This is a genomic window from Kitasatospora sp. NPDC059803, assembly GCF_042732255.1.
Lineage (GTDB): Bacteria > Actinomycetota > Actinomycetes > Streptomycetales > Streptomycetaceae > Kitasatospora.
In genome coordinates this window covers 1-12,579 of sequence record NZ_JBHWIJ010000261.1, presented here as the reverse complement: position 1 = coordinate 12,579, position 12,579 = coordinate 1, and the positions used below count along the sequence as shown (strand labels likewise).

16 protein-coding genes are annotated in these 12,579 nt (G+C 73.9%); 2 read left to right on the top strand and 14 right to left on the bottom strand.

What is annotated here, in order from left to right:
* Positions 1-62: 62 nt before the first annotated feature.
* The 14 genes from lgt to hisI all read right to left on the bottom strand — a co-directional run bounded on the left by lgt (position 63) and on the right by hisI (position 11,031).
* Entirely contained in the window at positions 63-1,154 is a 1,092-nt protein-coding gene (gene lgt, locus ACFV6I_RS30860) for a prolipoprotein diacylglyceryl transferase (RefSeq protein WP_380428831.1), read from the bottom strand.
* Positions 1,155-1,297: 143 nt separating this feature from the next.
* Positions 1,298-2,161: a thioredoxin domain-containing protein gene (locus tag ACFV6I_RS30855; RefSeq protein ID WP_063347163.1), complete on the bottom strand. Its 864-nt coding sequence runs from the start codon at positions 2,159-2,161 to the stop codon at positions 1,298-1,300.
* Positions 2,162-2,229: 68 nt separating this feature from the next.
* Positions 2,230-2,748, bottom strand: coding sequence for a MauE/DoxX family redox-associated membrane protein (locus ACFV6I_RS30850; RefSeq protein ID WP_380428829.1), 519 nt, complete (start codon positions 2,746-2,748; stop codon positions 2,230-2,232).
* A gap of 200 nt (positions 2,749-2,948) precedes the next feature.
* On the bottom strand, positions 2,949-3,197 hold the full coding sequence (locus ACFV6I_RS30845; RefSeq protein WP_380428827.1) for a hypothetical protein: 249 nt from the start codon (positions 3,195-3,197) through the stop codon (positions 2,949-2,951).
* A 212-nt stretch (positions 3,198-3,409) separates the two neighbouring features.
* Positions 3,410-4,219: a tryptophan synthase subunit alpha gene (trpA, locus tag ACFV6I_RS30840; RefSeq protein WP_063347165.1), complete on the bottom strand. Its 810-nt coding sequence runs from the start codon at positions 4,217-4,219 to the stop codon at positions 3,410-3,412.
* A 2-nt stretch (positions 4,220-4,221) separates the two neighbouring features.
* The gene (gene trpB, locus ACFV6I_RS30835) at positions 4,222-5,493 is read right to left on the bottom strand and encodes a tryptophan synthase subunit beta (RefSeq protein ID WP_063347166.1); all 1,272 of its coding nucleotides are present in this window, start codon (positions 5,491-5,493) and stop codon (positions 4,222-4,224) included.
* A gap of 47 nt (positions 5,494-5,540) precedes the next feature.
* Complete coding sequence (gene trpM / locus ACFV6I_RS30830) at positions 5,541-5,690, bottom strand: tryptophan biosynthesis modulator TrpM (protein ID WP_167745855.1); 150 nt, start codon at positions 5,688-5,690, stop codon at positions 5,541-5,543.
* Positions 5,691-5,699: 9 nt separating this feature from the next.
* Positions 5,700-6,506 carry an indole-3-glycerol phosphate synthase TrpC gene (trpC, locus tag ACFV6I_RS30825; RefSeq protein ID WP_063347167.1) on the bottom strand — a complete coding sequence of 269 codons (807 nt, stop codon included), beginning with the start codon at positions 6,504-6,506 and terminating at the stop codon, positions 5,700-5,702.
* A 347-nt stretch (positions 6,507-6,853) separates the two neighbouring features.
* Positions 6,854-7,297: a DUF2752 domain-containing protein gene (locus ACFV6I_RS30820; protein WP_063347168.1), complete on the bottom strand. Its 444-nt coding sequence runs from the start codon at positions 7,295-7,297 to the stop codon at positions 6,854-6,856.
* Positions 7,298-7,432: 135 nt separating this feature from the next.
* Positions 7,433-7,687, bottom strand: a complete 255-nt coding sequence (locus tag ACFV6I_RS30815) for an HGxxPAAW family protein (protein WP_380334098.1) — start codon at positions 7,685-7,687, stop codon at positions 7,433-7,435.
* A gap of 241 nt (positions 7,688-7,928) precedes the next feature.
* Positions 7,929-8,531, bottom strand: a complete 603-nt coding sequence (locus tag ACFV6I_RS30810) for a TIGR02234 family membrane protein (protein ID WP_380376397.1) — start codon at positions 8,529-8,531, stop codon at positions 7,929-7,931.
* Positions 8,528-9,028, bottom strand: a complete 501-nt coding sequence (locus ACFV6I_RS30805) for a Uma2 family endonuclease (RefSeq protein ID WP_380428825.1) — start codon at positions 9,026-9,028, stop codon at positions 8,528-8,530. The genes ACFV6I_RS30810 and ACFV6I_RS30805 overlap by 4 nt, the downstream gene beginning before the upstream one ends.
* A gap of 59 nt (positions 9,029-9,087) precedes the next feature.
* Positions 9,088-10,611, bottom strand: a complete 1,524-nt coding sequence (locus ACFV6I_RS30800; protein ID WP_063351042.1) for an anthranilate synthase component I — start codon at positions 10,609-10,611, stop codon at positions 9,088-9,090.
* 48 nt (positions 10,612-10,659) lie between these two features.
* Positions 10,660-11,031 carry a phosphoribosyl-AMP cyclohydrolase gene (hisI, locus tag ACFV6I_RS30795; RefSeq protein WP_380428822.1) on the bottom strand — a complete coding sequence of 124 codons (372 nt, stop codon included), beginning with the start codon at positions 11,029-11,031 and terminating at the stop codon, positions 10,660-10,662.
* A 216-nt stretch (positions 11,032-11,247) separates the two neighbouring features.
* Between hisI and ACFV6I_RS30790 the strand changes: the two genes are divergently transcribed.
* Positions 11,248-11,841, top strand: coding sequence for a hypothetical protein (locus tag ACFV6I_RS30790; protein WP_380428820.1), 594 nt, complete (start codon positions 11,248-11,250; stop codon positions 11,839-11,841).
* Positions 11,842-11,860: 19 nt separating this feature from the next.
* The gene (locus tag ACFV6I_RS30785; protein WP_380334086.1) at positions 11,861-12,505 is read left to right on the top strand and encodes a TIGR03085 family metal-binding protein; all 645 of its coding nucleotides are present in this window, start codon (positions 11,861-11,863) and stop codon (positions 12,503-12,505) included.
* The last annotated feature ends 74 nt before the right edge of the window (positions 12,506-12,579 follow it).

The following is a 12,579-nucleotide window of genomic DNA, read 5'->3' as shown; positions in this document are numbered from 1 at the left end:
CGCTTCCGTCCAGCTCTCCCAGCCCCCGCCCCCCCCCCCCCCCACCGGGGGGAACTCCCAGGTCAGGTCAGGTTCTTGGCATTCTTGTCGGCGCTCTCGACGGCTTCGGGGGCTGCCTCCGCGTCCGCCTTTTCGTCCGCGGACTGGGACAGTTCGGCGGTCTCACCGGCCCCGGCGACCTTCTCGGACGGCGCGGGCTTCCCGCCGGCCTTCTCCGCCGAAGCGGCCTTGCCCGCCTTCTCGGCCTTACCGGACTTCTCGGACCCCGCGGCCTTGCCGGACGCCGCCGCCTTGTCGGACGGGCCCTGCTCCTCGCCCTCCTCGGCGGCCAGCGGGTCGATGCTCGCCGGGTCCTCCCGGCCGGGCCGCTTCTTGCCGACGACCACCAGGTAGACCACGGCGCCGATGAACACCACGATCGACGTCCAGTCGTTCAGCCGCAGGCCGAAGTAGACGTGCGCCTCGTCGATCCGCAGCCACTCGGTCCAGAACCGGCCCACCGTGTACGCGGCCACGTACAGCGCGAAGGCCCGACCGTGCCCCAGCTTGAAGCGGCGGTCGGCCCAGATGACCAGCAGCGCGACCCCGACGCACCAGATCGACTCGTACAGGAAGGTCGGGTGGTAGACGCCCTTGACGACCTCGCCGCCCGGCAGCTTCTTGTCGATCTCCAGGCCCCACGGCAGCGTGGTCGGCCGGCCGTACAGCTCCTGGTTGAAGTAGTTGCCCCAGCGGCCCATCGCCTGCGCGAGCGCGATGCCCGGCGCGATGGCGTCCGCGTACGCGGGCAGCGGCACGCCCCGGCGGCGGCAGCCGATCCAGGCCCCGACCGCGCCGAGCGCGACGGCGCCCCAGATGCCGAGGCCGCCCTCCCAGATCTTGAAGGCATTCCAGGGGTTCTTGCCGGCCCCGAAGTACAGCTGGTGGTCGGTGATCACGTGGTACAGCCGGCCGCCGACCAGGCCGAAGGGCACGGCCCAGACGGCGATGTCGCCGACCGTGTGCTTGGCACCGCCCCGGGCGACCCAGCGCTTGCTGCCGAGCCAGACGGCTACGACGACACCGAGGATGATGCAGAAGGCGTAGGCGCGCAGCGGGACCGGTCCGAGGTGCAGGACGCCCCGCGACGGGCTGGGAATGTAGGCGATATCCATGGCGGTTCCGACGCTACAGGGTCTGCGGCCCCTGCTGGGCACCCCCAGGGTCACAGATACCGAACAACGGGCACTGGGAACGGCGCCGCCGCCCCCTCCGGACGGGGAGGAGGCGGCGGCGGTCACCCGGCGGTGGGCGGGGCTCAGCCCGCGGTCGGCGACGGGTTGTTGGCCTCCGAGGCGGTGCTGGTGGGCGCCGGGGTCTGCCCGTTGGAGCCCGCGGTGCCCAGCTGCTTGCCCTGGTTGGCGGCGTCGACCCACTTCACCAGGTTCGCCGGGGTGATCTCCTCGGCGCCGTTCTTGGGGTAGACCGGCTGGCCGTTGAGCAGCACGGTCGGGGTGGACTTGTAGCTGGACTTGTCGAAGTCCTGCTGCACGGACGACACCCATCCGCCGTACTTGTTGTCGTTGACGCAGGCCTCGAAAGCGGGCGTGTCGAGGCCGTTGACCTGCTTGGCGAGGTTGATCAGGACGGCCTTGTCGCCGAAGGCGTCGCTGGTCTCGTCCGGCTGGTTGCGGTACAGCACGTCGTGGAAGTCCCGGAAGTGCCCGGCGTCCTGGGCGCAGGCCAGCGCGTTGGCGCCGGCCTTGGAGCCCTTGCCCGGGACGGCCCGGTCGATGAACGACACGATGTGGTAGTTGGTGTAGATCTTGCCGGCGTCTTCCAACTGGTCGACGGTCGAGGAGAACTCGCGCTCGAAGATCCCGCAGGCCGGGCAGCGCGGGTCCTCGTAGACGGTGAGGACGGCCGGGGCGTTGGCCGAGCCGGCCGGGATGACCAGGTTCTTGTCGCCGATCGTCCCGGCGGGGGCGGCGACCGGGGTCTCCGGCTTGGAGCGCTGGTTCTGCACCACGACGCCGGTGACCACGGCGGCGGCGATCACCACGAGCACCGCGCCGCCCACCAACAGCTTCTTCCTGCGCTTGGACGTGGCCTCGTCGGCCGCCCGCTGCTCCAGCATCCGCTCGCGGGCGGTGCGCTTGCCTTCTCGGTTCTTCTCGCTCATTGCCTTGACATCCACAATCGGGGAGGGCCTTCGTGGGGTGGGGTGGGGGTGCGGCGGGGGCCGGCCGGTCAGCTCGCCAGCCAGCCGTCCGCCGAGAGCCTGGTGCGGGGCCGCCACAGCAGCCACCCGGCCAGCAGGAGGAACCCGGTGTCGCGCAGGATCTCCTGGAGGTACTCGGTCTGCGAGGCGTCGATGTGCCCGCCGCCGCCGAAGCAGCCGCAGTCGATCGAGATGCCGCGAGCCCAGGCGGCGGCGATCCCGGCGATGAAGGTGAGCAGCAGCAGCGCGGAGACGCCGGCGACGATCCGGACGCCGAGGCCGATCACCAGCAGCAGGGCGAGCGCCAGCTCCAGGAAGGGCAGGGCGTAGCCGACCGGCTTGACCAGGCCCTCGGGCAGGATCTCGTAGGCGCGGACGGCCTGGGCGGCCTCCGCCGGGTCGGCGATCTTGGCCAGGCCGGCCCAGCCCCAGACCACCGCGAGGCCGAGCCGGACGACGGTGCCCAGCCACGGACTCCAGGCCGGCACCGGCCGCCGGGCGGGCGGCGCGGGCGCCGGGTCACCGGGCTGCGCTGCCGGGCCGGCCATCAGGGAACCCCCCTCGGGAAACTCGTTCACTTCCTGATGAACCGTAAGGGATGAAGGGCGGTTCCTCCATATTCAGGAATTAAGCCGGATGGGTGACGTCTGGTGATGGTGTGTCCGAATCCGGCGAACGTCCGTTCAAGGGCGGACGGCCGGGCGGGTGGCTGCGCGGACGGCCGTGGTCGATCAGGTCGGCGCGGCCCTCAGGAGCGGCAGCCGGGCGGACGGCCGGGGTCGAACAGGTCGGCGCGGCCCTCGTGGTGCGGGTGGGCGGCCCGTTCGGCGGCGTTCCAGCGGGCCGCCTCGGCGCAGGCGTACGCGTCCCGCACGGCCCGCTCGGCACCGCGCCTGGCCAGCGCCTGCCCCACCTCGGTGTGCGCGCCGACGGCGGCGCCGAGCGCCAGCGCGGCGGCGGCGGCCCGCAGCAGAACGGCCCGATGGAGACCCGGCACCGGCTCACTCCTTCGCTCGCTCGGCAACCCCCGTGCACCTCGTTCGTGCACTCGTCCCTCCACTCAACGCCGGTCAACCCCGCCTGATGCGTGTGCCCGTCGCTGTTCACCCGTTCGGGGCCGCGCGAGCGCCGCCGCCCGGCGAGCCGGGCGCACGCAAGCGCGACGGCCCCCCGCCCACGAAGGGCGCCGGGCCGTCAGTGGTACGGGGGTCAGCGCCGGCGGACGCCCGCCGCCAGCTCGCCGGCCAGGGCGCGCACCGCGTCCAGCGCGGCCGCCTCGTCGTCACCGGCCTCCAGGATCCGCTTCACGAACGCGGAGCCCACGATCACGCCGTCGGCGAAGCCCGCCACCTCCGCGGCCTGCGCGGGGGTCGAGACGCCGAGGCCGACGCAGACCGGCAGGTCGGTGGTGGCCCGGGTGCGGGCGACCAGGTCCTCGGCGAGCGAGCCGACCTGGGCGCGGGTCCCGGTCACGCCCATCACGGCGGCCGCGTAGACGAAGCCGCTGCCGGCCGCGGTGACCTCGGCCAGGCGCGGGTCCTTGCTGCTGGGGGCGACCACGAACACGGTGTCGAGCCCGTGCTCGTCCGCCGCCTTGCGCCACTCCTCGGACTCCTCCACCGGCAGGTCCGGCAGGATGCAGCCGGCGCCGCCCGCGGCGGCGAGGTCGGCGGCGAAGCGCGCGGTGCCGTAGCGGTCGACCGGGTTCCAGTACGTCATCACCAGCACCGCCGCCTCGGGGTGCGCGGTGGCGACCTCCTGGACGGTGCGCAGCACGTCCTTGATCCGCACGCCGCCGCGCAGCGCGATGTCGTCGGCGGTCTGGATGACGGCGCCGTCCAGCACCGGGTCGGAGTGCGGCAGGCCGACCTCGACGATGTCGCAGCCGCCCTCGATCAGCGCGTTGATCGCCCGGATGCCGCCGTCGACGGTCGGGAAGCCGCCCGGCAGGTAGCCGATCAGCGCGGCGCGGTCCTCGGCCTTGGCGGCCGCCAGGATGCCACTGAGCTTCGATGCCATGGTCACTTACCCCCGTGGGCCGCGTCGTGGGCCGAGCCGCCGGCCGGCTCGTCGTACAGGCCGAAGTACTCGGCCGCGGTGTGCATGTCCTTGTCGCCGCGCCCGGAGAGCGAGACCAGGATGGTGGCCTCGGGCCCGAGCTCGCGGCCCAGCTCCAGGGCGCCGGCCAGCGCGTGGGCGCTCTCGATGGCCGGGATGATGCCCTCGGTGCGGGACAGCAGCCGCAGCGCCTGCATGGCGGCGTCGTCGGTGACGGGGCGGTACTCGGCCCGTCCGGTGTCCTTCAGCCAGGCGTGCTCCGGGCCGACGCCCGGGTAGTCGAGGCCGGCGGAGATGGAGTGCGACTCGATGGTCTGGCCGTCCTCGTCCTGGAGGACGTAGGTGCGCGAGCCGTGCAGCACGCCGGGGTCGCCCTTGGTGAGGGTGGCGGCGTGCTTGGGGGTGTCGGCGCCCTCGCCGGCGGCCTCGCAGCCGATCAGGCGCACGCCGGCGTCGGGGATGAACTCGTGGAAGATGCCCATCGCGTTGGAGCCGCCGCCGACGCAGGCGACGACGGCGTCGGGCAGCCGCCCGGTGCGGTCGAGCACCTGCTGGCGGGCCTCGATGCCGATGACCCGGTGGAAGTCGCGGACCATCATCGGGAAGGGGTGCGGGCCGGCCACGGTGCCGAACAGGTAGTGGGTGGAGTCCACGTTGGCGACCCAGTCGCGGAACGCCTCGTTGATGGCGTCCTTGAGGGTGCGGCTGCCGGAGGTGACGGACACCACCTCGGCGCCGAGCATCCGCATCCGGGCGACGTTCAGCGCCTGGCGCTGGGTGTCGACCTCGCCCATGTAGATGGTGCAGTCGAAGCCGAACAGGGCGCAGGCGGTGGCGGTGGCCACGCCGTGCTGGCCGGCGCCGGTCTCGGCGATGATCCGGGTCTTGCCCATCCGCCGGGTGAGCAGGGCCTGGCCCAGCACGTTGTTGATCTTGTGCGAGCCGGTGTGGTTCAGGTCCTCGCGCTTGAGCAGGACGCGCGCGCCGCCCGCCTCGGCGGAGAAGCGGTGCACGTCGGTCAGCGGGCTCGGGCGGCCGGTGTAGTCCTTGAGCAGGCCGTCGAGTTCGGCGGCGAAGGCCGGGTCGGCCTTGGCCTTCTCGTACTCCTCGGCGACCTGCTCGACCGCGGCGACCAGCGCCTCGGGGATGAAGCGGCCGCCGTAGGCACCGAAGTAGCCTCGGGCGTCCGGCACCTGGGCGCCGGGCAGGTAGTCCTTCGCGGACTTGTCGGACATGGTGGAGTCCTTTGGAAGATGACGACAGGGACGTCTCGTGGCTGGGCTCAGCCGGATGTCCGTCGCCATCGGCGGCCCGGCACCTGCCCGGGCTCGCAGCCGATCACGTAGCGCACCCGCCGCCCCAGCACCCGGCGTGCGGGCGCGCGGCAGCCGCGCGGGCGGCAACCGGGGGCGAGGCGGGTGGCGATCTTCATGTCGGCGGGTCAGTCCTTGTGCCGGACGGCGGGGTGGGCGCCGGCCGCGACCAGGTCGGCGACCGCGGCGCGCGGGTCCTTGCCGGTCACCAGGGACTCGCCGACCAGGACGGCGTCGGCGCCCAGGTTGGCGTAGGAGATCACGTCCAGCGGGCCGCGCACGCCGGACTCGGCGATCTTGACGACGCTGTCCGGGATGGCGTGGACGACGTTGCCGAAGGTGTTGCGGTCCACCTCAAGGGTCTTGAGGTTGCGGGCGTTGACGCCGATGATCCGCGCCCCGGCGTCCACCGCGCGCTTGATCTCCTCCTCGTCGTGCACCTCGACCAGCGGGGTGAGGCCGATCGACTCGGCCCGCTCGATCAGCGACACCAGGGCCGACTGGTCGAGGGCGGCGACGATCAGCAGCGCGAGGTCGGCGCCGTGCGCGCGGGCCTCCCACAGCTGGTAGGCGGTGACGATGAAGTCCTTGCGCAGCAGCGGGGTGTCCACCGCCGCGCGGACGGCGTCCAGGTCGGCCAGCGAGCCGCCGAAGCGGCGCTGCTCGGTGAGCACGCTGATCGCGGCGGCGCCGCCGGCCGCGTAGTCGCTCGCCAGGGCGGCCGGGTCGGCGATCGCGGCCAGGGCACCCTTGGAGGGGCTGGAGCGCTTCACCTCGCAGATCACCCGGACCCCGTCGCCCTTGAGCGCGGCGACGCCGTCCTTCGCCTCGGGGGCCTTGGCGGCGAGTTCCTTCAGCTGGTCCAGGGAGACCCGGGCCTGCCGTTCGGCGAGGTCCTCGCGGACCCCCTCGATGATCGTGTCGAGCACACTCATGCGCACACCTCGCTTCGCTCAGCAGGCGCTGCGCGCAACACGCACCTGTCAATGGTTCGCTCGCTCACGCGAAGTGCCCCCAACATTTCTGTTCGTTCGCCGGCGACGAGCCGTCCGGGCGGTGGCCCGGCGGCACTTCGATGGTATCGGCACCCGGGGGCGCGGGGCGCATCCGCCCGGTGTGCGTCTCGCGTGCCGGACGCCCCCCTGAGCAGCCCCCAACTGCGGTTTCACCGGTTCCCCGGCGGTGCCCGGACGCGCGGTGCGGACCAAGTGGACCGATGTACGGGCCCCGGTGTGGACCGGTGCGCGAGCCTGCGCGGCTCGCTACCCGCCGGCGTGGGCGATCAAACCAGCAGGGGCGCCAGCCCCGCCCCGACGGGCAGGTTGCGCACCACCGTGAACACCAGCAGCAGCAGGAGGATCAGCACCCAGCGCCGGGCCCCGACCGGGGGCCTGGGCCGCGGCCCGGCGCCGGTCAGCGCGGCCCAGGCCCAGCGCAGCCACAGCAGCGCCAGGACGCCGAACAGCAGGACGGCCGCGGCGTTGTCGTGCAGCGCGCCGGTGAAGTCCCCGTGGGCCAGCGCGTGGACGCAGCGCAGCCCCCCGCAACCGGGGCACCACCAGCCGGTGGCGGCCAGGAAGGGGCAGTCGGGGTAGTGCCCGGGGGTGTTCGGGTCCACCGCGGCGACGTAGACGGCGGGGACGGCCACCGCCGCCAGCGCGGCCAGCGGCGGGCCGAGCCGGCGCAGGACGGGCGGCAGGGCGGAGGTGGTGGAGGCGGAGGTCACGCCCCGATTCTGCCCGTGCCGGGCCCGGACAGAACGAAACGGCGGGCGTGGCGCGCCCGCCGTTCGGTACTGCTACAAGTCGGTACTGCTACGAGTCGTACTCCTGCGAGTCGTACTGCTGCGAGGAGTCCGTCGTCAGGCGGCGACGGCGGCCCGGGCCGCGCGCTGCTCCTCGTGCGAGGTGTACACGTTGGCGCTCGGCTGCTGGCCCATGCCCGCCATCGACATCGCCTTGCCGACCACGCCGCCGGCCAGGATGACCGCGATGCCGGCCCAGACCAGCATCACCGACGGGAGGATCATCGCGACCCCCGCGATCCCGAAACCGATGAACGTGATGGTCACGCCGGTCCAGGCGGCGGTGGTGTGACCGTGTGCTGCTGCTGCCATCTGAGTGGTGCTCCTAGCCTCTCGGGGCCCGGCCGGGCCTGCGGGGCCGCCGGCGGGTTGACGGGTTCCATTGTGCCGGGCCACACACCGACGGCCCAAAGCGGGTGGCGGGTCTATCGCGTCACACCGCCGCCGGGGCCCGTTGAGGGCTGCTGAGGCCTACTACTGGGGCCCGCTCAGGCCGGAAGCCCGGGCCCGGCGCTCAGGACCAGCGCTCAGGAGCAGCGCCCAGGCCCCGCGCTCAGACCGTGGTCGGGTCCTCGCCCCGGTCCAGCGCCTTCCACAGGTCGGCCGGGGTCTCGCTCTTCGCCGGGGCCTTGCGGGTGGGCGCCTCGTAGCGGCTGCCCATGGCCGGCCAGCTCCGGCCGTAGCGGAGGGTGAGCAGCCCGGCGACGGCCAGCAGCAGCCCGCCGGCCAGCGCCACCCAGGGCCAGCCGGTGTGGCCGACCTCGGTGGCCGCCGACCCGGACAGCGCCAGCTTGCGGGCCGCCTCGGCGTCCAGCGCGGCGGTGTCCCCGGCGCCCGCGGCCGAGGCGGCGGCCGCGCCGAGGCCCGCCAGCAGGGTCAGCGCGCCGACCGCGAGCCGGCCCGCGCCGCGCACCGCGAACACCGCGACGGCCGCCGCCAGCCCCACCAGGGCCAGCCCGCCCGGGAGTTCGGAGATCGCGCCGCCGGAGACGGACACCGCCAGGGTGCCGGCCCGGCCCTCGGCCCAGACCCGGCCGACGGCGGTCAGCACCAGCACGGCGCTCAGCACGGTCAGCAGGAGCATCACGCCGAGCGTCCGGCGCCCCGACGCGGGGGCCGGCGGGGCGGGTACGGGGGTCTGGTCAGGTGCGCTCACCCGTCCACTATCCCCCGCCCGGCGTCCGGCCCCGCACCCGGGGTGGGCGGCCCGGCCGGGAACTCGTCCGTCCGCAGCACCAGCGTCCGCCCGGCGAGCGGCAGGAACAGGTCGTTGCCGAACGGCACCCGCTCCGCCTCCCGGTACCCGCCGTCGGCGGACGGCGCGGTGTGCACGGTGCAGGCCGCCGCCGCCGGGTCGACCACCACGTACAGCGGGATCCCGCTGCGCGCGTACGCCAGCGCCGCCTCGGCGAGGTGCGGCCGGGCCACCTCCAGGACGGCCTCGACGTCGCCCCCGGCGTACCGGCCCCGGCCGTCGGGCTCCGCCCCCGGGGCGGTCACCGTCAGGTCGGGGATCAGGTCGGGGGCCCCGGCCGGGGCGTCGGTCACGGAGCCGGCCAGCACCCGGCCGTGCCCGCCCAGCTGGTCCTCGATCTGGGCGGCCGCATCGAGCACGACCACCCGCCGCAGTTCGTCGGGCGACACCTCGGACATCCCGGCCGCCTCCCTCGACGACTCACGACACTGACGACTTACAGCTCACGGCTCACGACTTACGACAGTTCCGGCGTCCGCAGCGTATTGGCGGTGGCGACGGCCCGCAGCACGGCGGCCGCCTTGTTGCGGCACTCGGTGTCCTCCCCGTGCGGGTCGGAGTCCGCGACCACGCCCGCGCCGGCCTGCACGAAGGCGGTGCCGTCGCGCAGCACGGCGGTGCGGATCGCGATCGCGGTGTCGGAGTCCCCGGCGAAGTCCAGGTAGCCGACGCAGCCGCCGTACAGGCCGCGGCGGGTGGGCTCCAGCTCCTCGATGATCCGCATCGCGCGGGGCTTGGGCGCGCCGGACAGGGTGCCCGCCGGGAAGCAGGCGGTCAGCACGTCGAAGGCGGTCCGCCCGGGCGCCACCCGGCCGGTGACGGTGGAGACGATGTGCATCACGTGGCTGTAACGCTCGATGTGCATGAAGTCGACCACCTCCACGCTGCCCGGCTCGCAGACCCGGCCGAGGTCGTTGCGGCCCAGGTCGACCAGCATCAGGTGCTCGGCCCGCTCCTTGGGGTCGGCGAGCAGTTCGGCGGCCAGCGCCGCGTCCTCGTGCGGGGTGGCGCCGCGGTGCCTCGTCCCGGCGATCGGGTGCACCATCGCCTCGCCGCCGGTCACCTTGACCAGCGCCTCCGGGCTGGAGCCGACCACGTCGAAGCCGCCCTCGGCGGTGCCGTCCGGCCCCGGGAAGCGGAACAGGTACATGTACGGGCTGGGGTTGGTGGTGCGCAGCACGCGGTAGACGTCCAGCGCCGAGGCCGGGCAGGGCGCCTCGAAGCGCTGCGAGGGGACGACCTGGAAGGCCTCGCCGGCCCGGATCCGCTCCTTCACCACCTCCACCGCCGCCCGGTACGGCGCGCCGCCGAACGGGGAGCGGGCCTCGCCCGGCCCGGCCGGGGTGAAGGTGGCCAGGCCCGGGTCGACCGGCTTGAGCAGGTCGGCCTCCATGGCGTCCAGCCGGGCCACCGCGTCCGCGTAGGCCTCGTCCACGCCGCTGGCCAGGTCGTTGTGGTTGACGGCGTTGGCGATCAGCAGCACCGTGCCGTCGACGTGGTCGAGCACGGCGAGGTCGGTGGCGAGCATCATGGTCAGCTCGGGCAGCCGCAGGTCGTCCGGGTTGAGGTCGGGCAGCTTCTCCAGCCGGCGGACGACGTCGTAGCCCAGGTAGCCGACCAGGCCGCCGGTGAGCGGCGGCAGGCCGTCGTCGTCGCGGCGCGGGGTGTGCAGCGCCTCCAGCGCGGCGCGCAGCACCTGCAAGGGGTCGCCGCCGGTCGGGATGCCGACCGGCGGGGTGCCCAGCCAGCGGGCCTCGCCGTCCTCCCCGACGGTGAGGACGGCGGCGCTGCGGACGCCGACGAAGGAGTAGCGCGACCAGCTGCGGCCCTGCTCGGCAGACTCCAGCAGGAAGGTGCCGGGCCGCTCCTCGGCGAGGCTGCGGTACAGGCCGATCGGGGTGAGACCGTCCGCGAGGAGCCTGCGGGTGACCGGGATGACCCGGGTGTCGACGGCGAGCTTGCGGAAGGCTTCGAGATCCATGGCGAGCGGCACCTTCTGGAGATCCGGTAGGAGGAGCAGGAGGAGGGGTCAGGCGAGCGGGAGCACGTCGGCGTCGAAGCAGGTGCGGTCGCCGGTGTGGCAGGCGGCACCGGTCTGGTCGACCTTCACCAGCAGGGTGTCGCCGTCGCAGTCCAGCGCCACCGACTTGACCGCCTGGGCGTGGCCGGAGGTGTCGCCCTTCACCCAGTACTCGCGGCGGCTGCGGCTCCAGTAGGTGCAGCGGCCGGTGGTGAGCGTGCGGTGCAGCGCCTCGTCGTCCATCCAGCCCAGCATCAGCACCTCGCCGGTGTCGTACTGCTGCGCGATCGCCGGGAGCAGGCCGTCCTCGGTGCGCTTGAGGCGCGCGGCGATCTCGGGGGCCAGGACGGTGGTGCCGGGGGTGGCGGGTGTGGTGGACATGGGGCCATTGTTGCAGTCCGGCCCGCAGCCCCGGATGCGCCGTGCGCCCTGTGCCGTGCGCCTTGTGCGGTGGGCCCTACGCGGTGCACTGACTACCTCCGGGCTGGATCCGTGCGGCCGGGGAGCCTATCCCGCCCCACCCTGAACCTCGCCGTAAAGGGGCGATTTCGGCCAACCGCCTGCCGGGCGGGCCCCGCGTGGGCCATCCTCATGGCCATGACCTCCGAGCAGCAGCCGCCCGCAGCCGCCGACCCCCGCCCGTCCCGGGGCCTGGTCCTCGCCGTCGTGGCCGTCCTGGCCGTGCTGCTCGCGGTGGTGGCCACCGTCCTGCTCTGGCCGGAGGAGCGCAAGCCCGCCGCCTCGCCACCCCCGCCCACCCCCACGGCCACCCCGACCCCGACACCCACCCCCACGCCGACACCCACCCCCACGCCGACACCCACCCCGACCAAGGCCCCGCCGTACGCCTTCTTCCCGGTCGGCGCCTGCTTCGACCACCCGCAGCTCAGCCCGGTGATCACCAAGGCCGAGGAGCGCCCCTGCACCGGCGAGCACGACGGCCAGGTGATCGCCGACCTGAAACTGGCCGACGGCCTGACCGGCGAGATCCCGATCTCGCTCGCCATGCGCGAGGGCTGCAAGGAGGCCGAGGCCGCCGCCAAGGCCCGCCAGAACGACGGGAAGACGTACTACGGCCGCCAGTTCGGCCCCGCCCAGGCCAACTACCAGCAGGGCTGGCGGGACTACACCTGCACCCTGACGGCCTCCAACAAGCAGGGCGGCCCCAAGCTCACCGGCAACCTGCACTGACAGCCTCTATCGTGGCGCCATGTCGAACCACGCCCTCGCCGAACGCCACCGCCTCGCCGCACTCCTGGCCGCCGCCGGGCCGGACGCCCCCACCCTCTGCGCCGGGTGGACCACCCGCGACCTCGCCGCCCACCTGGTGATCCGGGAACGCCGCGCCGACGCGGCGGCTGGCATCCGGGTCGGCGCCCTCGCCGACTGGACCCACCGGGTGCAGTCCGCGTACGCCGAGCGCCCGTACGAGGAACTGCTGAAGCTCTTCCGCTCCGGCCCGCCGGTGTTCTCCCTGTTCGCCCTGCCCGGCGCCGACGAGGCCGCGAATACCGTCGAGTACTACGTGCACGCCGAGGACGTCCTGCGGGCCGCCGACGACTGGACGCCCTCCCCGGTGCCCGCCGGCCGCGCCGAAGCCCTGTGGCGCCGCCTGCCGCTGCTGGCCCGCCTGGAAGCCGGCCGCCGCTCCCCCGTCCGCCTGACCCTGCGCCGCCCCGACGGCCAGTCCCTCACCGTCGGCCCCGCCGGCTCCCCCACCGTCCAACTCACCGGCGAACCAGGCGACCTGGTCCTCTTCACCTACGGCCGCGGCACCCACACCACCCTCACCACAGACGGCTCCCCCGACGCCCTCGAAGCCCTCCGCCACGTCCTCCCCCTACCCGCGCGGTAAAAGAGAGAAAAATGATGCGCTGCCCCTCGGAAAACCCACGGCCCCGGCTCGACGACCCATGACCCTTACCAAAG

What these genes read in the sequence shown, in the direction of transcription:
- ACFV6I_RS30785 (WP_380334086.1), top strand. Translation starts at nt 11,861, where the DNA reads ATGTCGAACCACGCCCTCGCCGAACGCCACCGCCTCGCCGCACTCCTG.
- trpM (WP_167745855.1), bottom strand. Translation starts at nt 5,690, where the DNA reads ATGAAGATCGCCACCCGCCTCGCCCCCGGTTGCCGCCCGCGCGGCTGC.
- trpB (WP_063347166.1), bottom strand. Translation starts at nt 5,493, where the DNA reads ATGTCCGACAAGTCCGCGAAGGACTACCTGCCCGGCGCCCAGGTGCCG.
- ACFV6I_RS30815 (WP_380334098.1), bottom strand. Translation starts at nt 7,687, where the DNA reads ATGGCAGCAGCAGCACACGGTCACACCACCGCCGCCTGGACCGGCGTG.
- ACFV6I_RS30850 (WP_380428829.1), bottom strand. Translation starts at nt 2,748, where the DNA reads ATGGCCGGCCCGGCAGCGCAGCCCGGTGACCCGGCGCCCGCGCCGCCC.
- ACFV6I_RS30855 (WP_063347163.1), bottom strand. Translation starts at nt 2,161, where the DNA reads ATGAGCGAGAAGAACCGAGAAGGCAAGCGCACCGCCCGCGAGCGGATG.
- ACFV6I_RS30800 (WP_063351042.1), bottom strand. Translation starts at nt 10,611, where the DNA reads ATGGATCTCGAAGCCTTCCGCAAGCTCGCCGTCGACACCCGGGTCATC.
- ACFV6I_RS30790 (WP_380428820.1), top strand. Translation starts at nt 11,248, where the DNA reads ATGACCTCCGAGCAGCAGCCGCCCGCAGCCGCCGACCCCCGCCCGTCC.
- hisI (WP_380428822.1), bottom strand. Translation starts at nt 11,031, where the DNA reads ATGTCCACCACACCCGCCACCCCCGGCACCACCGTCCTGGCCCCCGAG.
- trpC (WP_063347167.1), bottom strand. Translation starts at nt 6,506, where the DNA reads ATGAGTGTGCTCGACACGATCATCGAGGGGGTCCGCGAGGACCTCGCC.
- ACFV6I_RS30805 (WP_380428825.1), bottom strand. Translation starts at nt 9,028, where the DNA reads ATGTCCGAGGTGTCGCCCGACGAACTGCGGCGGGTGGTCGTGCTCGAT.
- lgt (WP_380428831.1), bottom strand. Translation starts at nt 1,154, where the DNA reads ATGGATATCGCCTACATTCCCAGCCCGTCGCGGGGCGTCCTGCACCTC.
- trpA (WP_063347165.1), bottom strand. Translation starts at nt 4,219, where the DNA reads ATGGCATCGAAGCTCAGTGGCATCCTGGCGGCCGCCAAGGCCGAGGAC.